Raw genomic sequence first — 20,248 nt, forward strand, 5'->3', positions numbered from 1 at the left:
GCAAAAGGCTGACTGTACTGAAAGGTGGCTCAGATTTACTTCGCGCGAAGTGGCTCATTATTACTTTGCGCCCAACACCGCGCCCCTGAGACCCGAGCCTGAACGGATTGATCTGCGATAACACCCACCTCCAACCGGTGAATTGCATCGCCGCTCAATTCAAACGATCGCACATCTCTATCCACGACCTCAGATAGATTCGAGCAAGTCCAATCTAGGTCAACACTGCCTCGCTTGCAAAAATCGGGCTGACGATAGATTTTGTTTGGAGCGGGCAGTGGGAACGACATCTGAGCCGAGTTCCGGTAGACCTAGCCACTGATGGGCTGAGTTTGCTTACCGTGCTCATCCGCCGACAGCACCGGTTCGGGCGTGCCGCCACCCAATGTCAAAAGCGATGTAGGCCGGGCGTCGATTTCGTCTGTGGAATTGCGAAACTTTTTGACGCACTTGCCCTGTGAAGATTAAAAGTCTAGAGTGGACTTCGGCGTCTTAGTGTGGTGCTCGCATGAAGGGAGCGCGCGACGTCGATTCGACGGTGAATGACGACTCGTGCGTGCAGATCTTCAATCGGGAGATTCACGCGAACTAGCTAGCCGATCCGTCCTATTTTTCGCGATGACTACGGGAGCAGTGACGAAATGAATCGCTTTGTCCAAGCAGTCGCGATTCTCGCGACAGTGATGTGCGCGGGCGCGCACGCAGATACCACCCAGGTTGTCAAATTCGGTACTGAGCCGAACTATTTCCCGTTCGAATACAAGACGCCAGAGGGAAAGTTAGCCGGTTTCGACTATGACATCGGAACCGCGCTATGTGCTGCAGCTCAAGTCCAGTGTACGTGGGTAGAGGTACCGTTTGATGGACTGATTCCTGCGCTCGAAGCGCGAAAGTTCGACATCATCAACTCGGACTTCAGTGCGACTGAGGCTCGCGCACGTGTAATCAGCTTCTCCGACATGTTGTATGACGTCGCTCGGCGTCTTGTGGCGAAGAAGGGGACCAATCTGCAGCCGACGGTGGCTTCGCTATCGGGCAAGACGATTGGCGTCGTCCAGGGCACGATCGAGGAAGTTTTTGTTCGCAAGAACTGGGTTCCAGGCGGCGTCAACATCGCCACCTATCAAACCGCGGACCAGGCATACGCAGATCTGGCAAACGGTCGGATCGACGCGACCTTCCAGAACGTGATGGCGGCAAAGAAGGGGTTTCTGAGCAAGCCTCAAGGCGCTGGCTTCGATTACTCTGGTGGTCCGATTATCGACAGACAAACGCTCGGCGTGGGCGTGGCACTTGGCTTCCGCAAGGATGACAGTGGATTGCGCGAGCGCTTCAATACCGCCCTTGCGAAGATCAAGGCCGACGGTACTCTGGATGGCTTGATCGCAAAGTACTTCCCACAGGGCTTCATCACGTTGAAGTAGAGCCGAGTAGGGTCGGGCTCGTGTGCGGGCCTGATAACCTAGCTGATTTTGTTTCACTCCTAGATCGCTCCTATGGATTCCAAGCTCTTTCAAGATACCGTCGCACTTGCCGAGCGGCTTGCCGACGTCGCGCGTGCGACCTCGATGAAGTACTTCCGGACCCCGCTATCGATCGAATCGAAGGATGATCAATCGCCAGTAACCCTCGCCGATCGAGAGGTCGAACAGCAGATGCGGGAGTTGATCACTTCGACCTTTCCGGGCCACGCAATCTGTGGTGAGGAGTTCGGCTCCACCCAGTCCGCCGAATACACGTGGCTCCTCGATCCGATAGATGGAACTAAACCCTTTGTGCTCGGTTTTCCAATATTCGGCTCGCTGATCTGTCTGATGGATCAGGACCGACCGACAATCGGCATTATCGAAATCCCGGCAACGAATGAGCGCTGGATTGGTACTCCCGATGGCGCGGCGCTGAATGGCCGGAAGGTGCGGACTGGTTCGTGCAGGATGTTGTCGGACGCCAAGCTTGCGGGCACGTCACCCTATGACTTCAGCGAAGAAGACTGTCCGAAATTGCATCGACTCATTTTGCAGTCCGCGATGCACCGATTTGGTGGTGGCTGCTACTCGTTCGGGCTTTTGGCAAACGGCGGAGTCGATCTGGTGATCGAAGCAGGGCTTGAGCCGTGGGACTACATGGCACTTGTGCCTGTCGTTGAAGGCGCCGGCGGCGTAATCACTGACTGGAGCGGTCAGCAGCTGGGCATGTTGTCGGACGGACGCGTAGTGGCCTCATGTACGCCGGAACTTCACGATGAGGTGTTGCGTAGCCTACGAACCTGATCGCGTCAGCCAGGGTGCCTACCGCTAGCGGGGAAAGAAACGAGTGACGGTGGCGATCAGGCGGCTAATCAATCAAACCCACCATGGAGAAAATAGATGATAACAAACGGCGAATTGCTGTTGCGACTCGCACTGGCTGCGATCCTAGGGGCGGCCGTCGGTATTGAGCGAGAGAGAATGAGTTGGGCTGCGGGCTTACGCACACACATGCTGGTTTGTGTCGGCTCCTCACTGATCATGCTCGTATCCGCATACGGATTCAACGACGTCGCCGCTCAACAACACATTTCACTTGATCCATCGCGAGTGGCGGCGCAGGTGGTTTCCGGTATCGGCTTCCTTGGTGCTGGCGCCATCTTGCTGCGGGGAGAGGTTGTGCGAGGTTTGACAACGGCGGCTAGTGTTTGGTGCGTTGCGGGAGTAGGCCTTGCGGTAGGTGGCGGCATGTACGTCGGTTCGATAGGCGGCACAGTAATCATTTTGTTGATTCTCGCGGGAGTGAAGCCACTAGAAAAGCGCTTTGTTGTGCCGAAGCGGTTTCACAATCTCGATCTGCTCACCGTGAGAGGTGCGTTGTCGCTCAACACGTTGTATGACATGCCAAATTTGCAGAGCGTCCGTGTGAAGCAGTTCGTGTCTCGGGTCGCGGAGCACGATCCTACGCTGGATCAAGTATCGATCGCGTTTTCCAAGATTACGGACGACCAGTGCGACGCAATCGTTCGCGCGTTGGAAGGCTTTCCTGGAGTCTGCCGATGCCTTCGCTCCGCCTGACAGTCGAGTAGAGGGCCCGTGTATTCACGGTAATTCAATCGCAGCCGGACGAGTGTTCCAATTGGATTGAACTTGGCGAGCGGTGCCGTTACACAGCTCGCCAAGCGGATTTGTGCTGGTGCGTCACGAGTAGCGGATCAATTGAGTTGGAATTTATTAGACATCCTGTATATTTGTTTTGGAGATCATTTGATGAAGCTTCGAATTGCGGCAGCAGTGGCCATGGCCATTCTAAGTGCCCCCGTCTTTGCACAAAGCAGCGTTACCCTTTACGGTCTGATCGACGAGGGCATTGACTATACGAACAATGTCGGTGGCAAGCACGTATACGAGCTTCAGAGTGGCTTCGTCCAGGGCAGTCGCTGGGGACTGCGAGGCACCGAAGACCTTGGCGGTGGTCTATCGGCGATCTTCAAGATCGAGAGCGGCTTCAACGTCAACAACGGAAAGCTTGGACAAGGTGGCCTCGGATTTGGGCGCCAGGCTTACGTCGGTCTGGCGAACGACCGTTACGGCACCCTGACGTTTGGCCGCCAGTACGATTCGGTTGTCGACTATCTGGCGCAGACTACTGCGAACGGCAACTGGGCCGGGTACATGTTTTCCCATCCGTACGACAACGACAACACGGACAACACTTTTCGGGTGAACAACACTGTCAAGTACGCGAGTCCGGAGATCGCCGGCTTTCAATTCGGCGGTACGTACAGTTTCAGCAACGGCACGGAATTCGCAAACAACCGGCAGTACAGTGTCGGTGCGCAGTACACGAACGGCGGGCTGCTCGTCGCGGCAGCATATCTGCAAGCCGACAATCCGTCCGCGACGTCGAGCGGCGCGATTAACAACGGCGGCGATGAAAACTTTCTCGCGAAGCGACTGCGAGTATTTGGCGGCGGGATCAACTACACGTTTGGCCCGGCGACAGCCGGCTTCGCGTATACGAACTCGTACCTGAATCAACCGCAATCGACGACGTACATATCTGGGTCGATCCTGCCGGTAGTTGGGACGCTGAATTCGTTGCGATTCCAGAACTTCGAAGTGAACTTCAAATACCAGTTCACACCAGCACTTTACGCGGGTGCAGCTTACACGTTCACGACCGAGAATTTCAATGCGTCGTCTGGTAACGCAGAGCCGAAGGTTCATCAGGTTGGCCTGATGGCAGACTACAATCTGTCGAAACGCACGGACATCTATGTGCAGGGGGCTTACCAGCACGTCGCGGGCGACAAGACTGGCACCTCGCTGGATCTCGCGTACGTCCCCGGTGCGGCCGATGCGTCGTCGACCTCGAATCAGTTTGTGATTCGTGCGGCGATTCGACACAAGTTCTGAGTTGGCTGGCGCTGGGCGGCTTCAATAGCTTGCCGCTCGGCGCCATGGGTGTGAGGTGGTTCTCCTTGTTCACGGGCCGATCGGTAGGTAACGATTGGCTTCTTTTTTATCTGCAATGGGGGCGCACTGCGGGCTCGCGCTGAGGCCGACGGCGTAATATCATGCTCTTTTCGTTGCAAGATACAGACAATCGATGTCCACCCGAAAACAGAGGAAATCCACGGCCGATCAGCTGTTGCTCAGTCGATATCGGAGCATCGCCGACGGTATCGCTTCGTTGTTTTTTCCCTATGCGGAAGTTGTCATCCATGACCTGACGAGCCAGTCCATCGCGTACATTGCCAACAACCTGTCAAAGCGCGCGATTGGTGACGATTCGGCTTTGGAAGAGATCGAAGGTACGGCTGTCGGAAATGTGATGGGTCCGTATGAAAAGATGAATTGGGACGGTCGTCGAATGCGATGTGTGAGTATGCTCGTACCCGGCGAAACGTCAGACCCTGTCGGTGTCATGTGCGTCAACTTCAATGTCGCGGCATTCGACGATGTCAAGCAAGTGGTTGACTTGTTCATCATGGGTGCTGGCTTGGTTCGACCGCCGGAGGCGTTGTTCAAGGACGACTGGCAGGAGCGGATTAATGGGTTCCTGCATAGTTGGCTGCGGGAACGGCAGCTCGCGCTCAATTCTCTTTCGCGTGACCACAAGCGTGAGCTCGTGGAAGCCTTGTATGCGGAAGGAGCATTCAACGGGAAGAGTGCGGCGAACTACATCGCCAACGTTCTTGATATGGGGCGGGCGACCGTCTACAAGCACTTGAAGCAAATGCGCGAAGGCGCGTGATTCGCTCGAATGAACTCTACCGCGGAGCCGACGCAAACGTCATGTAACTCCGCGGCGTGAGTAGTCGATTCGGGCGGCGAGTCGTGCTGGCCCGAATGATCGGTGAAGGAGATTTAGCTCGCTTTGCCGCGCAAGAAGCTGGATACGCGCTTGAGCCCTTCCTCAAGTACAGTGCGGTTGTTCGCATATCCGATCCGCACATAACCCTCCATATCGAGTGCGCTACCCGGCGTAAACATCACGCCTGTTGCGTCGAGCAATTCCGTGCAAAATTCACGCGACGGCATGTCGATCGCGAACTTGAGCAAAGCCGTCGTTCCGGACTTCGGCTTAATCCACGACACGAGCGGCTCACCGTCGACCCAAGCTTCCACAATTGCGAGGTTCGTACGCACGATGTCGTGATTGCGTTTCAGGATGGCGTCGCGATGCTCGAGCGCGAGCGTCGCGAAGTAGTCGTCGATCATACCGACGCTGATGGTGTTGTAGTCGCGATGCACGGCAACGGCGTGAATCAACTCGACCGGGCCGGCGATCCAGCCAAGACGCAACCCGGCGAGGGAGTAGGTCTTCGACATACTTGCGGTGCTGATGCCTCGCTCGTAGAGATCTGCGATCGACGCGCTGTAGCCACTGCCGGCCTGGTCGGTACCGCGATAGACTTCGTCGCAAAGGATGTATGCACCGCAGCGCCGAGCGATCTCGACGATCTTGAGGAGAAACGCTTCGTCCATCAGCGACCCGGTCGGATTGTTCGGGTTGTTGATCGCAATGAGGCGCGTTTTGTCATCGACGAGCGACTCGAGTTCCTTGAGATCCGGCAGAAACGCGTTCTCTTCGCGAAGCTTCAGAATTTTTACGTTCGCGCCGTAGCTTTCCGGAATCGAATAGTGCTGCTGGTAGGTCGGCAGCACTGAAATCACGGTGTCACCTGGCTCAACCAGCGTTTCATAGATGAGGGCGTTCCCGCCGATCGCGCCATGTGTCACGATGACGTTCGATACCGATTGCCGCGCGTAAGTAGCGGCAATGGCTTCGCGCAGGCGTTGCGTGCCCTCGATCGCGCCGTAGGTAAGCTTCATCGGTCGCAGTTCGTCGAGCACCGATGCCTGACGTCCCGTCATGGTGAGAAGTTGATCGACCGTCAGAGATTCGACGCAGGTCTCTGCAAGGTTATAGGTGCAATGGTTCTCGTAGAGATCCATCCAGCGCTCGACGCCAAATTCCTTGATCTTCATGACCGCTCCTTAGGCGATATGGATTGAGCGGCCAAACTGTGGCCGCATGCAGAGTAAATGGTGTTTTCGTAGCCGTCGTCGGGACGGTTACTTGGCGATGATGTCGCGTTTGAAATACTGAACCGAGAGCTTGCTCAGTGTCCCATCTGCTTTTAGTTGGGCCAGAGCGTTCGAGACGCGGCTACGCAGCGCCGCATCTTGCTTTCTGAATGCCCAGCCAACGCCCTTCCCAAGCGTCACGGAGTCTTCCAGCGGTGCGCCGACGATTGCATAGTCATGCCCCTCCGGTTTATCCAGAAAGCCCTCATGCGCAGTCTGATACTCCTGAACGGCACCGTCGAGGCGGCCCGCGGCCAAATCGGCGTAGACCTGATTCTGGTCCGAATATTCCGCGATCTCGACGCCGTGGGGCTTCCAGTTGCGCTGGACAAAGTCGTCTTGAACCGCCCCTTGGAGCACGCCGATGCGCTTACCCTTCAGCGAATCAGGGTTAGGAAGAAGTCCGGAGTTCTTGCGCGCGATCATGACCATCGGGACCACATAGATCGGGGGAGTGAAATCGACGATCTGTTCCCGCTTGCTCGTGATGTTCATGGCCGAGTTGACGAGATCGAACTTGCGTGCCTGCAGAGCCGGCAGCAGACCGTCGAAGACATTCTCAACCCAGATGCACTTGACTTGAATCTTTGCACATACAGCGTTGCCGACGTCGATATCGAACCCCTGGAGTTGCCCGGCTGCCGTTTTGCTTTCGAACGGGGGGTAAGCGGCTTCGATGCCAATTTTCAACGCTGCATTGCTGCCTGCGAACGCGAACCCTGCTGTCCCTACGGACATGGCGACGGCACAAACCAGATGCTTCAATTTCATATCAACTCCGATGATGACGATCGAGTACGGGGCCGTAACCTGAATTTGGTCCGCGAGCCTCGGCGAGCTACCTATCGCTCCAAGAAAAGGTAGACGAATTGTCCATAAGCGACAATTTCACCAAGTATCCGCTTCCAAAAAAAGAATGTCCATAGTAGACTGAAAATCTATTTTTTAGATGGAGCGGGTGCAGCCCGGAATCGCTAGATGAGTGCTCAACTTAACAATTTGCCGTGTGTGCTGGACGAGGCACAGGTTCGTGCTGCATTGCCGGAGTTGGATACTCGTGGCGCGCTTGCGCGGATGTTTCAGTCTTTGGCGAACGGCCGTGCGGTGCAGCCGCCACAGACGCTAACCGTTTTCCCGGATAACGCAGGCGATTTCATTACCTACCTTGGTACCTTGGCTGATGAGCAGGTGTTCGGCGCGAAGCTCTCTCCCTATGTGCCAACAAGCGCTGGCCCAATCGTCACCGCATGGACCGCACTCATGTCGATGGAGACTGGGCGTCCGCTCATGTGGTGTGACTCGGGCTTGCTGACTGCCGAGCGTACCGCGGGCGCCACGGCACTGGCGGTCGAACACCTCGCGCGGCGCGATGCAGGCTGTCTTGCGTTGATCGGAACCGGGGCATTGGGACTGGCGCATCTGCGTCATCTCAAGGGCGTCCGTGCATGGCAAACCATTCGGGTGTATTCGCCGGAACTCGCCACGGAAGAAGCCAAGCGCGAGATGGTGAAATCGATCGATCCGCGAGTTCTCGTTATCGACAGTATTGAAGCATGCGTACGCGATGCGGACGTCGTTTCGCTTTGCACTTCGTCCGGCAAACCGGTATTGACTGATGGCATGCTGACGCGCCCGGCTCTAGTGACTTCGATCAGCACGAACGTCGCCAACGCACACGAAATTCCGCCAGCGTGGTTGCCGGAAATGGATGTCTACTGCGACTATCGTGCGACGACGCCGATGAGTGCAGGAGAGATGAAAATTGCAGCGGCCGAGTTTGGCTGGAGTAAGGATGAGATTGTCGGCGATTTGCCTGAGCTCGTAGCAGGCCGTGCACAACTGCCATCGTACGAACGTCATGCGTTCTTCCGCTCGATCGGTCTCGGACTGGAGGACATTGCTGTCGCTGCTGAGCTTTATCGGCTTGTCGCCAGCACAAGCGGACATTGACCAAGGACGCGCGTACCTGGCGGCGGGCATGCGAACCGCTGGGACGAATGTGAGGAGAGACCACGTGAACTATCGACGTATCGAGATTCCTCTGCCGTCGCCGGCGCCGGGCGTTGCGTTGCACCTTACAGCGCATCGGTTCGGCGATCCCGACAGCGGGCGCAGTATCTATCTTCAAGCTGGATTGCACGCAGATGAACACCCGGGCCTGTTGGTCCTGCAGCATCTCATTGAGGCCCTTCATGCCCTCGACAATGCCGGAAGGATCACCGGCTGCGTGACCGTCGTGCCGTACGCAAACCCGATTGGCTTGTCGCAACGATTGTTTGGCCCTGTCGTGGGGCGTTTCGACTTCGAGAACGGAGAGAACTTCAATCGCAACTTTCCGTTGTTGGATCGGGCCGTCGCAATGCGTCTGCGCGATGCGGACGCGCGTAGCCTGACGCGGCGGCAGTGGAAGCAATATTTTTCCAGCGTGATCGAAGTGAGTGGTGATTTGAGCCCCACTGCGGCGATGAAGCTCGAGTTGGCGAGGCTTTCGATCGATCACGACATCGTGCTTGATTTGCATTGTGACACCGATGCGATCGCGCATGTTTACGCGTCCTCGCTGCAACGCGAGCGAGCCGTGAAGGCGGCTCACTTGATCGGAGCGCCGGTCGTGATGCTGGAGCCATCACAGACAGGTGGCGGTGCATTCGATCAGACGCATTCAAGCGCGTGGGGCGCACTGCAGCAGGCAGGCGTGTTCGATGCGGACGAATGTGGCTTCTCGGCGACGATCGAGTTGCGTGGTCAGGCGGACGTCAACGATGCGCTTGCGCTGGACGATGCCCGGCGTCTACTGCATTACGCAGAATCGGAGGGGGTGTTGTCTCTGCCCGAAGCAGACGACGACCCTCGATTGGACGAGCCGCCCAAGGTGTTTCCTCTGCAGGGAGCCGCGCATGTCCGATGCCCCTGCGCGGGCGTGATCGTCTATCGGCGCACGCCGGGAGAGCACGTCAGTGCGGGCGAGACATTCGCGGAAATCGTGCGTCTCGACGGGGCGCTCAATTCGCGCGCCCCGGTCGTCAGTCCGATCGACGGCGTAATGGTTGTGCGGCAGTTGCAAAAGCTCGTCAGGCCGGGACAACGGGCGGCATTGATCGTCGGAGATGCAGTGCTGGCTGGACGCGAGCCCGGCAATCTGCTGCTCGACTTCTAATCGCTTTATTGCATGCCGGACCGGTAGGGAATGGGAGTTAAGTGATGGAGAGAGTGGAGATTCCGCTGCCTGGTACTGCTCCGGGGATGCGTCTGATGCTGCGTGAATATGCGTTCGGCCCAAAAGACGCGGATCGATCACTTTACGTGCAGGCCGCATTGCACGCCGGCGAGGTGCCGGGGCTTCTCGTAATCCAGCATCTGCTGGTACGGCTCGCTTCGCTGGAGCGCATTGGGGCCTTGCGCGGGCGCATCGCCGTCATGACCTGGGCGAATCCTTTCGGTATGCAGCAGGTCGTCGGTGGATCGCTTACCGGGCGCTTCGATTGCGCAGGAAGCGGCAATTTCGATCGTCGATTCCCGGATATCCGTTCAGAGGTCGTCCGGCGGATCACGGCTGGCGATCGTCCCCTGACCCGCCGCAACGCGCAGGCGTGGCTGACGGCGATAGCGGCGCCGCCGACACAAGGTACGGACCCGGTCGAATACCTGAAAGCGATGTTGCTATCCCGCGCATTTGCCTACGATATGGCGCTCGATCTGCATTGCGACAAGACGGCCGTCATGCACGTGTACAGCAATTGGGCGCACGAAGAGCGCGCTGTCGCACTCGCGCGGTGCCTTACTGCTCCCGTGCTGCTTCTTGAGGAGCACGCTGGTGGCGGAACGTTCGACCAAGCATTTCACGATGCTTGGAGTGCATTGCGCCAATCCGGTTTGCCATGCGATTCCCGTCAAGGGTTCGCCGCGGTTGTCGAGTTGCGTGGACAGCGCGATGTGTCTGATGAACTAGCGACCCATGACGTCGATGCATTGCTTGACTTTCTGAGAGTCGAGGGCTTTGTCACGGATCGACTGGCAGGGGAAAAACTAAAGACGCCGGCAATCGCCACACTCGAAGCCGTCGATCACTTGAAGGCAACGCAAACCGGAATGGTCACGTGGCATGTGCCGGTCGGGACGCGCGTCGAGCGAAATGAGGTGATCGCGGAGATCGTCAGCGAGGCGCGCGATCGGACCGTGTGCCGAACGATAGTCCGATCGCGCACGGACGGGATTCTCGTCGCCAGAATGCATGTCCACTACGTTCTGGCCGGACAGCGGATCGCAATGATCGCGGGGAGCGAGAGAATTCCCGAGCGCATCACGGGAGCGCTTCTTCCAGACTAAACAGCTGTAATGGCTGCGACGCGATCTGGCAGGTGGTCGGACCGAGGGAGAAAAGACCGTTAATGATGGGACGTTTCTCTTCGGCGAGTTCCAACCGCACCATCGACTGGATCATGGCATGATCGGCTCCAAGCTCGTCGCGCGGTACTGTCTGGACGACTCAATCTGCTAAAGCGCTGATCGATCAGCACTGCGGGGACTGCCAGGACCGAGGTTGCAGCAATGACCAAGATTCATGAACCCGCGTACCCGGTACTCCCGGCGGAGCTGGACGAGGCGGAATTGCGAACCGTCTATATGCCTAGTTGTGAAGCGTCAAGAGCCCAGGGGAGATCCGGTTCGTTTTCGACCAGTTCCGTCAGGCGCCTACGCGCGTACTGATTCTCGCGCAGTTGAAGCTGCTGCAGCGCCGCGGTTACATGCCGGTGATCTCGGACGTGCCGCCGGCGATCGTCGAACACGAGTGCTGTGCTCGGCGTCCGCCCGCTGCCCCGTACAACTCTCGCGCGCTACGACCGCTTGGGCAGCAAATCCCGGCACCAGAAAATCCTCCGTGAGTTTGTCCGGATTCTCCCGGTCGACAGCGCCGCCCACGCATGGCTGGCCAATATCGCCGCGCACGCGGCCCGGACCAAGGCGGAATTGCCGGACATTGTCAATGTGATGTTGGAAGAGCTGGTCAGGCGCCGCTACGAGCTGCCGCCCCTTGCGACGCTCACCCGGATCGCCGGTCACGCCCGCAGCCAGCTCCATGAATCGATTTACTGCGCCTACATTTCGCGCGCGACCGACGCTTGTCCTGCCTTGAGCGGGAAACACGTCTCGCCCCATGTCGTCCGGCACACGGCGGCCATGCATATATTGCAGTCGGGTGTCGACATGAGCGTGATCGCGCTTTGGCTCGGTCATGAGCATCTCGACACGACGCACATCTACATGGGAGCCGATCTCGCCCTGAAGGAGAAGGCGCTGAATCTGCTTCACCCAGCAGGGCAGATCGCTCCGCGGTTTCGTGCGACCGACAAGGTGATGGCGTTCCTCGAGAGTCTGTGATTATGTTCAGCGCGGCGACCCAAGACGTCCGTCACTCAATGCGTTACGGCCGCCGCTGCGCATAATCCGGTGCTGAGCATATTCACGAATCCCGGCCGACCCTCGGAAAGGCCTTGTCCTAAAGGGAGGCTTGAATCGGATCTGATGTACATGGACGAAACGGGTTCGGAGGCCGATTCGTCAGTCGATTCAGGCTTTCGACGACCGTAGTGCAATCAGCCACCGCGAGCTAGGCCGGGATTCGCGGAAGCGTATTATTTAATGGCAAGTATCTTTCCTGTAGGGTATTTGGCTTGACTTTTGAGTTTTGGCGTCCAACACTGTTCCTCAAGCGCCTGACCAAGCCTCGGTGTCTGGGAGTGTCGGTAGCGAACGGCCGCCCAGTCGGTGCTTCACAGGAATCTACAAGCCTGTGTAAATGAATTCGCATTACTAAACAATGGATATGGCTAGGAGATCGGAATGTCCGGAGCTTCACGTCTTTTGCGTATTGGATTCGTTGTCACAGCTGCCGTGGCAGCGATGCATGCTCACGCAGACCAGGTTGTAAAAATTGGTCATGTGGCTCCGCTCACGGGCGGTATCGCGCATCTGGGCAAGGATACTGAGAATGGTGCCAGACTGGCCATTGAGGAAATCAATGAAAAGGGGCTAACAATCAATGGCGAGAAGGTTGTCCTGAAGCTTTCGGCGGAGGATGATGCTGGCGATCCACGCACTGCTGTTCAGGTAGCACAGAAGCTAGTCGACGATAAGGTAGTGGCGGTTATCGGCCATCTTACGTCCGGCACGACCATCCCGGCATCGAAGATCTATCACGATGCCGGAATTGCCGAAATCTCGCCGGCTGCGACCAACCCAATGTACACGCGTCAAGGGTTCAACAATACTTTCCGGGTTGTTGCGACCGATGCGCAACAAGGGCCGGCGCTAGCCACATACGCGGTAAAGCAGCTGCGTGCGAAGACGGTCGCAATCGTGGATGATTCGACCGCGTACGGCCAGGGACTTGCGGACCAGTTCGCGAAATCGGCGTCAGGACTGGGCATCAAGCTTCTATCGCGCGATGGAAGTACCGACAAAACCATCGACTTTCGCGCGATCTTGACCAAGATTAAGGGGGAGCGACCGGACGTGATCATGTACGCCGGTCAGGATGCCACGGGCGGGCCGTTCGTGAAACAGGCGCAGCAGCTCGGAATTACGGTCCCGATTCTTGCTGGCGATGGCGTGTGCACCGAGAAGCTTTCTGGGCTTGCCGGTCAAGGCACCAAGCAGGTGGTGTGCTCGGAAGCTGGCATGGCTCTTGAGAAGATGCCGCGAGGGGTGGATTTCCAGAAAAGGTACGAGAAGCGTTTCAATGTCCCGATTCAGACCTACTCCCCGTTCGCGTACGACGCTGTCTACATCATCGTCGACGCGATGAAGCGGGCCAACTCGACGAGCGCCGCGAAGATTCTCGAAAAGTTGCCTTCCACGAACTTTGAGGGGATCCTTGGCCAGACTCAATTTGACCAGTATGGGGACATAAAGAACCCAGTAATTACCCTCTACCACTACATCGATGGTAAGCGGACGCTTCTGGATTCGATTCGGATGTAAGCAACCGCCAGGATCGCACACGAACAGGCTGCCTGATGTCGCGTCAGGCAGACTGTTGCCGAAGCTGGCGCGATGTCAGACTGCCCGAACTCGCACGTTCCCTGTTAGATTGACTTGAATAAATTCGAGCCGGATATTGAGGGCATCTCTGACCAGCAAGACTGCAAGCGATCAATCGTGATTTGTTTGGTCCGCCTCTGATCCGGGTTCCGCGCCGTGGCACGTTGGCTCGGCGGCTGGCCGTGCTTCGTCGGAATGCACTGTCGCTCAATAAGCATTCTCTAGGAACTGAGCAACGGGTAAACACGGATATATTGATTCCTGTCAGGAAAGTATCTTTCCTTGCGGGGTGTGCAATTGAAATTGCACGGCGATCCCAGCATAAGGGAGGGCCCGATTACGTAGCCCTTTCGTGTGTTAGGCGTCGCACCGACGATTAATCAGCTTTTCGACGAGATAGGTCACATGGATCACGCACTGCTTCGGCAACAATTTCCGGTCTTCGGTACTGAGGTCGCCCGAGACACGATTTTCTTCGACGGCGCCGCAGGCACCCAAGTAACGCAACACGTCATCGACAGGATGGTGGGGTCGATGGTGGAAGGCAACGCGAATCTCGGTGCATTTTTCCCCGTCTCGAGCAAGGCCGTTGGTGAGGTTGCCAAGGCGCGCGAAACGTTCAAGGATTTCTTCAATGCGAACGATGTCCGGGAGGTGGTGTTCGGGCAGAGTATGACGACGCTGACCTTCTCGTTCTCGCGGGCGATTGGCCGGACGATTGAGGCGGGGGACGAGATCGTTCTGACGCGGATGGATCACGACGCAAACGTGTCACCCTGGGTGCAAGTCGCGAAAGACCGGGGGGCGGTCATCAAGTGGATCGACTTCGATCCGACGACGTGCGAGTACGATTTCTCGAATCTCGACGAGATCTTCACGCCGCGGACCAAGGTGCTCGCTATCAATTATGCGAGCAACGTGACTGGCACCATCAACAATATCGTGGTCCCGATTCGCAAGGCGAAGGAGGTTGGGGCGCTGGTGTATGTGGACGCCGTGCAATACGCCCCGCACGGTATCGTGGATGTTCAGGCCCTGGGCTGTGATTTCCTGGTGTGCTCTGCCTACAAGTTCTACGGCCCGCATATCGCCATCCTCTGGGGACGTCTCGAAGTCCTCGAGCAACTGGTTCCGTACAAAGTTCGGCCGGCATCGGACAGCGCACCGGACAAGTTCGAGACCGGAACGAAGGCGCGCGAGCAGATCGCAGGTGCGTATGCCGCAGTCGAGCACTTTGCGTGGATTGGGGAGCAACTCGGTGGGGCTGGAGCGACGGCGTCGCGCCGTGACAAGATCGTTGCCGGCATGGAGGCAACCAAGGAGTACGAGGACAAGCTCGTGGCTCGAGCGATCGAAGGTCTTACGGCGTTGAAGGGATTGACGATTCATGGGGTCACTGCCCTGGACCGCCTCGAGCATCGCGTGCCGACGATTTCCTTCAGCGTGGCTGGCCTTGACCCTGCGGTCATCGCGAAGAGCCTTGCCGACGTCAACATCAACGTGTGGCACGGGCACAACTACGGTATCGAACCGGTCACCCGGCTTGGTCTGATCGACAAGGGTGGCATCGTTCGTGTCAGCTTCGCCCAGTACAACACGCTCGACGAAGTCGAAACGTTCCTCGGTCACATGCGCCGCATCGTCGGCTGATCGGCGTCCCACCTCTCTAAGTGCGAGAGGTGGGATGTGATTTCGCATCCTTCGACAGGAACTCCCACATATGCAGACCTCTCAATTCTCTCAGTCCCTTGAGGGCTGGCAAGCACTGGCTAATCGCATCACGTTTCCGTCGCAAGCGTTCATCGACGGGCAATTCGTCGACGCAGCATCGGGAGAAACGTTCGACTCCGTCAACCCGGCGACCGGCGAGGTTTTGGTGTCTGTGGCTGCGTGTGACGTACAAGACGTCGACCGGGCGGTTGCTGCAGCACGTGCGGCGTTTGAACGCGGTTCGTGGTCGCGCATTGCACCTTCCGAGCGAAAGAAGGTACTGCTGCGACTGAGCCAGCTCATTCTCGAGCATCGTGAGGAACTCGCGGTGCTGGAGTCGCTGGACATGGGCAAGCTCGTTCACGACGCCGTGACACTCGATGTACCGACGTCCGCGGAGGTATTCCAGTGGTACGCGGAGGCCATCGACAAGGTCTATGACGAGGTGGCGCCATTGGGCAGCGGTGCGCTCGCGACAATCCGTCGGGAAGCGGTCGGCGTTGTGGGCGCAGTGGTTCCCTGGAACTTTCCGCTGAAGATGGCCGCATGGAAATGCGCGCCCGCATTGGCCGCAGGGAACAGCGTTATCTTGAAGCCGGCGGAGCAGTCGCCGTTGTCGGCGTTGAAGCTGGCCGAGCTCGCGGCCGAGGCAGGCGTTCCTGCGGGCGTTTTCAACGTACTGCCTGGTTTCGGTACAACGGCGGGTCGCGCGATTGGGATGCACAAGGACATCGATTGCGTGGCCTTTACGGGGTCGACGGAAGTCGGGAAGATGTTCCTGGGTTACTCGGCCACGTCGAACATGAAGCAGGTTTGGCTCGAGTGCGGTGGCAAGAGCCCGTTGCTGGTGTTCGATGACTGCACGGACATTCGCGCTGCGGCAAAGGCTGCCGCGCAAGGCATCTTCTTCAACCAGGGTGAGGTGTGTTCGGCAACGTCACGCGTGCTCGTGCAGCGCAGCGTGAAATCGCAGTTCATCGAGGCGCTTCTCGAGGCCGCATCGGCCTACCAGCCTGGGAATCCGCTGGATCCGGCGTCGAAGATGGGGGCAATGGTAGACGAAGAGCAGACGAAGCGGGTGTTGCGCTATATCGAGCTTGCCAAGCGCGACAACCGGCTGCTCCTTGGCGGAAATCGATATGCCGAAATCGGGAAAGGGTGCTTCTTAACCCCGACGATCTTCGACGACGTGAAGCCTACCGATACGCTTGCACGGGAGGAGGTGTTCGGGCCGGTCTTGGGTGTCCTGGAGTTCGATTCCGAGGACGAGGCTATCCTCGTTGCCAACGATTCCGTCTACGGTCTCGGTGCTTCGGTTTGGACCGGGAACCTCAAGCGGGCGCATCGGGTCGCGGGACGACTTCATGCTGGCACCGTATCGGTGAACGCGGTTGACCAAGTCAGCGTCATGACACCCTTTGGGGGCTTCAAACAATCGGGTGTCGGTCGCGATCTGTCGCTCCATGCACTCGATAAGTACACGGCCCTCAAGACCACGTGGTTCGACCTGAACGACTAAAAGCACGGCGCTCGACCTATGACCGATCAAGTTGTTGAACTGGGTCGAGCGCACCGACTTTGAACTACGAATGCGCAATATTCCGCACATCAATCTTGAGCGGCTCCAACGCACCATTCACGAGATGGCTGAATTTGGTGCGAAGGATAATGGGGGCTGCTGTCGTATTTCCCTGACCGACGAAGACCGACTTGGTCGCGATCAGTTCGTCGAATGGTGCAAAGAAGCTGGATGCAGCGTACATGTTGACGGCTTTGGGAACATTTTTGCGATCCGAGCTGGTACGCGACCGGACAATTCCATTGTGCTAACTGGTAGCCACCTCGATACGCAACCAAATGGTGGAACGCTGGATGGAATCTATGGCGTCCTTGCAGGGCTCGAAGTGATTCGAACTTTGAACGAGCAGGATATTCAGACCGAGCGCGCAATCGCGGTAGTAAATTGGACCAACGAGGAAGGAGCCAGGTTCTCGCCTGGCCTCACTGGTTCGAGCGGCTTCTCAGGGAATCTGGATGTCGCCTCCGCGATGAGCATTATCGGCGCAGATGGGGTCCGCTTTGGCGAGGCGCTTGGCCGAATTGGCTATGCCGGCGAGTTTTCACGTGAGGCCATCGACCCGTTTGCCTACGTCGAACTTCACATCGAGCAAGGGCCGGTGCTTGAACAACAAAAGCGAACGATTGGCATTGTCGAAGGCGTGCAAGGCGTTCGCTGGTACGAGATCGAACTGACCGGCAGCGACCGGCACGCCGGCACCACTCCGATGACCGACCGGCGTGACAGCTTTATGGCGTTGTCGAGAATTGCATTGGAGATGCGGCGGTTCGCGGCATTCATGAACCCGGATGTTCGCTTCACCGTGGGGCGCGTGGCCGTAATCCCAGGTTCGCCCAACACGGTTCCCGGACGTTCCAGCTTTTCCATCGACTTGCGCCATCAGGATGCCGGTGTCCTGGATACCATTGAGAGTGCATTGTTTGAATGCGCACGGAAGGTCGCAGCGGAAGAGCATGTTCAGGTCGAAGTGTGTCGTACCATGGTCGTTCCACCGATCTCATTCAGCACCGGTATCGTCGGGCTTGTTGACGCAGCATCGGAGAGCGCCGGATACACCTCAATGCGCATGAATAGCGGGGCGATGCACGACGCATGCAGAATAGCGAGCATTACGCCGACCGGCATGATTTTCGTCCCGTCGCGCGGCGGCGTTAGTCACCATGAAGATGAGTGGACAGCACCGGAAGATCTTGAAGCTGGTGCAAATATTCTGCTTCAGACGCTTCTGGCTCTGGCCGGCCAGAGCCAGGCCATCGAAGGACTGTCATCCGTCGATCAGTGCGACCCCCGCTGAGTCCTGCTACACGTATGTAGAGAAGATTAGCCATTGACAGGATGTTCGAGATGGCAAAAATAAGATTAGGATCGCATAGGAGATGAAATGAATAGTGGAGAAAAGCTGCATAGAGGATTGAAAGAACGGCATATGAGCCTTATGGCAATGGGGAGCGCGATTGGTGTCGGGTTGTTTCTCGGCTCAGCGACCGCGATCAGATTGGCAGGGCCTGCAATTCTTGTGACGTATGCCATTGCAGGTGCAGCCATCTTTGTCATCATGCGCGCGCTGGGTGAGATGGCCGTAGCGAAACCCGTCGCCGGTTCGTTCAGCCGCTATGCACAGGATGAAATTGGTCCGCTTGCCGGCTATCTTACCGGATGGACATACTGGTTCACATTGGTGGTCGGTAGTATGAGCGAACTCACCGCTGTGAGCGTTTACATGCATCTCTGGTTCCCAGAAGTGACTCCATGGATTTGGGCGCTGGCCGCTCTTGTCACGATTGGTGCAATCAATTTTGTAGCGGTGTCACTGTATGGTGAATTGGAGTTTTGGTTCGCCCTCATCAAAGTGGTGACGATCGTGCTGATGATTGTTATGGGGGGCGGCATTATCGCGTTTGGCATCGGCAACGGCGGTGTAGCAACAGGTATCTCGAACTTGTGGAAACATGGCGGCTTTATGCCGAACGGGATGGGCGGGATGTTGATGGCGATGCCGATGGTGCTTTTCGCCTATCAGGGGGTTGAACTCCTCGGCCTCACGGCTGGCGAAGCAGCGAATCCGGAAAAAACGTTGGCACGAGCTGTGAACTCGGTTTTCTGGCGTGTCTCAGTCTTCTACGTTGGCGCATTGTTCGTCATCATGTCGCTCTTTCCGTGGAACGAGATTGGCACGCTTGGCAGCCCATTCGTTCTGACCTTTGACAAGATGGGCATTCGGTATGCCGCAGGCATCATCAACTTTGTGGTTCTGACAGCAGCTTTGTCCTCATTCAACAGCAATCTTTACGGTACCGGGAGGCTGATCTACAACCTCGCTGAGCAAGGACAAGCCCCCAAGATTTTCGGTCGGGTATCCGCGAGTGGCGTCCCCGGACCTGCTGTACTCTTTTCAGTTGTTTGCTTGCTGATCGGCGTCGTCCTCAATTATTTGGCACCCAAGCAGGTATTCGTTTGGCTGACTTCGATTTCGACGTTCGGCGCGATCTGGACTTGGAGCTTCATCTTGTTGTCGCATGCTCGCTTTCGCCTGAGAATCGCGGGATCTCGAGCCGCAGGCGCTAGAACGGGCAGTCGAATCTTTCCGTATGCAAGTTATCTGACTGGGCTATTTTTGGTGGCGGTTGTTGGCTTGATCGCATACTTCCCCGATACTCGAATCGCCGCAATTATCGGTCCTATCTGGATTACCTTGCTCATCGCGCTGTTTTATTGTTTTGTGCCTCGACATCAAAGTACGCCACTGAAGGTTCGTTCGACCACTTGAGTCGGAAACAAGCCCGGTTCCTCATCGTGGTGTGGGGGTGACCTTACCCCGCCGAGTACACCATTCGTAAGTTAGTGGGCTCGCCGGTTTTGGAGCAGCCCCCTGAAACGCCGGACACAGTCACCCACTTGCAATAACGGGTAGGCATAAGACTGTGTTTTTGACTAACACCAGGCAGGAAGTGATGGAAGTGTTGACGGGCCCGGAGCGTCGGCGGCGCTGGACGGCGGAGCAGAAGCTAGCGATGGTTCGCGAGAGTTTCGAGCCGGGAAAATCGGTTTCGATGGTCGCGCGCCAGCACGGCGTGAATCCGAACCAGCTATTCCACTTGACCTGCCCGGGAATTTTCGGACCAGTTGAAACTTGAGAGAATGGCTTCCAACGGAGAAAGGAAGTCATGAAGAAGAGCCGGTTCACGGAAGAACAGATGGTCACGATCCTGCGCGAGGCGGACAAATCGCCGGTCGCGGAGGTAGCGAAGAAGCACGGGATCAGCGAGCAGACGATCTACATATATGGACTGCTCCCAATAGCAAACGGAAGTTGACGGACACGGAAGTCGATTGCGTACATATATCCGGCGTCAGG

Annotated in this window: 16 protein-coding genes and 3 pseudogenes; 16 read left to right on the plus strand and 3 right to left on the minus strand. The window is 57.3% G+C overall.

The genetic code is table 11. From position 1 onward, the window contains the following. The first annotated feature begins 641 nt into the window (after positions 1 to 641). From DIE17_RS35845 to DIE17_RS35865, 5 genes are all read left to right on the plus strand, one after another. Positions 642 to 1,424 carry a transporter substrate-binding domain-containing protein gene (locus DIE17_RS35845; protein ID WP_124489747.1) on the plus strand — a complete coding sequence of 261 codons (783 nt, stop codon included), beginning with the start codon at positions 642 to 644 and terminating at the stop codon, positions 1,422 to 1,424. Positions 1,425 to 1,496: 72 nt separating this feature from the next. Next, a complete protein-coding gene (locus tag DIE17_RS35850) occupies positions 1,497 to 2,270 on the plus strand; it encodes an inositol monophosphatase family protein (RefSeq protein WP_124489748.1) in 774 nt (257 codons plus the stop codon). Between the two features lie 96 nt (positions 2,271 to 2,366). Beyond that, the gene (locus tag DIE17_RS35855; protein WP_124489749.1) at positions 2,367 to 3,044 is read left to right on the plus strand and encodes an MgtC/SapB family protein; all 678 of its coding nucleotides are present in this window, start codon (positions 2,367 to 2,369) and stop codon (positions 3,042 to 3,044) included. Between the two features lie 192 nt (positions 3,045 to 3,236). Beyond that, the gene (locus DIE17_RS35860; protein ID WP_124489750.1) at positions 3,237 to 4,385 is read left to right on the plus strand and encodes a porin; all 1,149 of its coding nucleotides are present in this window, start codon (positions 3,237 to 3,239) and stop codon (positions 4,383 to 4,385) included. A gap of 193 nt (positions 4,386 to 4,578) precedes the next feature. Next, entirely contained in the window at positions 4,579 to 5,226 is a 648-nt protein-coding gene (locus DIE17_RS35865; protein WP_124489751.1) for a transcriptional regulator, read from the plus strand. Between the two features lie 113 nt (positions 5,227 to 5,339). On the opposite strand, the gene DIE17_RS35870 is transcribed toward DIE17_RS35865, so the two are convergent. Next, entirely contained in the window at positions 5,340 to 6,464 is a 1,125-nt protein-coding gene (locus DIE17_RS35870; RefSeq protein ID WP_071333824.1) for an aminotransferase, read from the minus strand. 87 nt (positions 6,465 to 6,551) lie between these two features. Then, positions 6,552 to 7,334, minus strand: a complete 783-nt coding sequence (locus DIE17_RS35875; protein WP_071333823.1) for a transporter substrate-binding domain-containing protein — start codon at positions 7,332 to 7,334, stop codon at positions 6,552 to 6,554. 207 nt (positions 7,335 to 7,541) lie between these two features. Between DIE17_RS35875 and DIE17_RS35880 the strand changes: the two genes are divergently transcribed. The 3 genes from DIE17_RS35880 (at position 7,542) to DIE17_RS35890 (ending at position 10,889) form a co-directional block, all read left to right on the plus strand. Further along, entirely contained in the window at positions 7,542 to 8,513 is a 972-nt protein-coding gene (locus DIE17_RS35880) for an ornithine cyclodeaminase family protein (RefSeq protein ID WP_124489752.1), read from the plus strand. A gap of 64 nt (positions 8,514 to 8,577) precedes the next feature. Continuing rightward, the gene (locus DIE17_RS35885) at positions 8,578 to 9,720 is read left to right on the plus strand and encodes a succinylglutamate desuccinylase/aspartoacylase family protein (RefSeq protein WP_185633874.1); all 1,143 of its coding nucleotides are present in this window, start codon (positions 8,578 to 8,580) and stop codon (positions 9,718 to 9,720) included. A 44-nt stretch (positions 9,721 to 9,764) separates the two neighbouring features. Then, positions 9,765 to 10,889, plus strand: coding sequence for a succinylglutamate desuccinylase/aspartoacylase family protein (locus DIE17_RS35890; RefSeq protein ID WP_124489754.1), 1,125 nt, complete (start codon positions 9,765 to 9,767; stop codon positions 10,887 to 10,889). Here the strand turns inward: DIE17_RS35890 and DIE17_RS37665 are convergent. Beyond that, the gene (locus tag DIE17_RS37665; protein ID WP_185633876.1) at positions 10,864 to 11,004 is read right to left on the minus strand and encodes a hypothetical protein; all 141 of its coding nucleotides are present in this window, start codon (positions 11,002 to 11,004) and stop codon (positions 10,864 to 10,866) included. The two genes, DIE17_RS35890 and DIE17_RS37665, sit on opposite strands and share 26 nt — an antisense overlap. Before the next feature lie 107 nt (positions 11,005 to 11,111). Here DIE17_RS37665 and DIE17_RS35895 point away from each other — a divergent pair. From DIE17_RS35895 to DIE17_RS35930, 8 genes and pseudogenes are all read left to right on the plus strand, one after another. Further along, a pseudogene (locus tag DIE17_RS35895) lies at positions 11,112 to 11,942 on the plus strand (DUF4158 domain-containing protein). A 462-nt stretch (positions 11,943 to 12,404) separates the two neighbouring features. Continuing rightward, the gene (locus tag DIE17_RS35900) at positions 12,405 to 13,544 is read left to right on the plus strand and encodes a branched-chain amino acid ABC transporter substrate-binding protein (RefSeq protein WP_124489755.1); all 1,140 of its coding nucleotides are present in this window, start codon (positions 12,405 to 12,407) and stop codon (positions 13,542 to 13,544) included. A gap of 465 nt (positions 13,545 to 14,009) precedes the next feature. After that, the gene (locus tag DIE17_RS35905; RefSeq protein ID WP_124489756.1) at positions 14,010 to 15,254 is read left to right on the plus strand and encodes a cysteine desulfurase-like protein; all 1,245 of its coding nucleotides are present in this window, start codon (positions 14,010 to 14,012) and stop codon (positions 15,252 to 15,254) included. Positions 15,255 to 15,324: 70 nt separating this feature from the next. Further along, the gene (locus DIE17_RS35910; protein WP_124489757.1) at positions 15,325 to 16,833 is read left to right on the plus strand and encodes an aldehyde dehydrogenase; all 1,509 of its coding nucleotides are present in this window, start codon (positions 15,325 to 15,327) and stop codon (positions 16,831 to 16,833) included. A gap of 34 nt (positions 16,834 to 16,867) precedes the next feature. Beyond that, entirely contained in the window at positions 16,868 to 18,187 is a 1,320-nt protein-coding gene (locus DIE17_RS35915; protein ID WP_124489758.1) for a M20 family metallo-hydrolase, read from the plus strand. Positions 18,188 to 18,274: 87 nt separating this feature from the next. Next, positions 18,275 to 19,660, plus strand: a complete 1,386-nt coding sequence (locus DIE17_RS35920; RefSeq protein ID WP_124489759.1) for an amino acid permease — start codon at positions 18,275 to 18,277, stop codon at positions 19,658 to 19,660. Positions 19,661 to 19,844: 184 nt separating this feature from the next. Continuing rightward, positions 19,845 to 19,988: pseudogene (locus DIE17_RS35925) on the plus strand (transposase); the annotation flags it as partial. Positions 19,989 to 20,057: 69 nt separating this feature from the next. Continuing rightward, positions 20,058 to 20,171, plus strand: a pseudogene (locus DIE17_RS35930) (transposase); the annotation flags it as partial. Positions 20,172 to 20,248: the final 77 nt, after the last annotated feature.

It is taken from the genome of Burkholderia sp. Bp9099 (assembly GCF_003857805.1).
Taxonomy (GTDB): domain Bacteria; phylum Pseudomonadota; class Gammaproteobacteria; order Burkholderiales; family Burkholderiaceae; genus Burkholderia.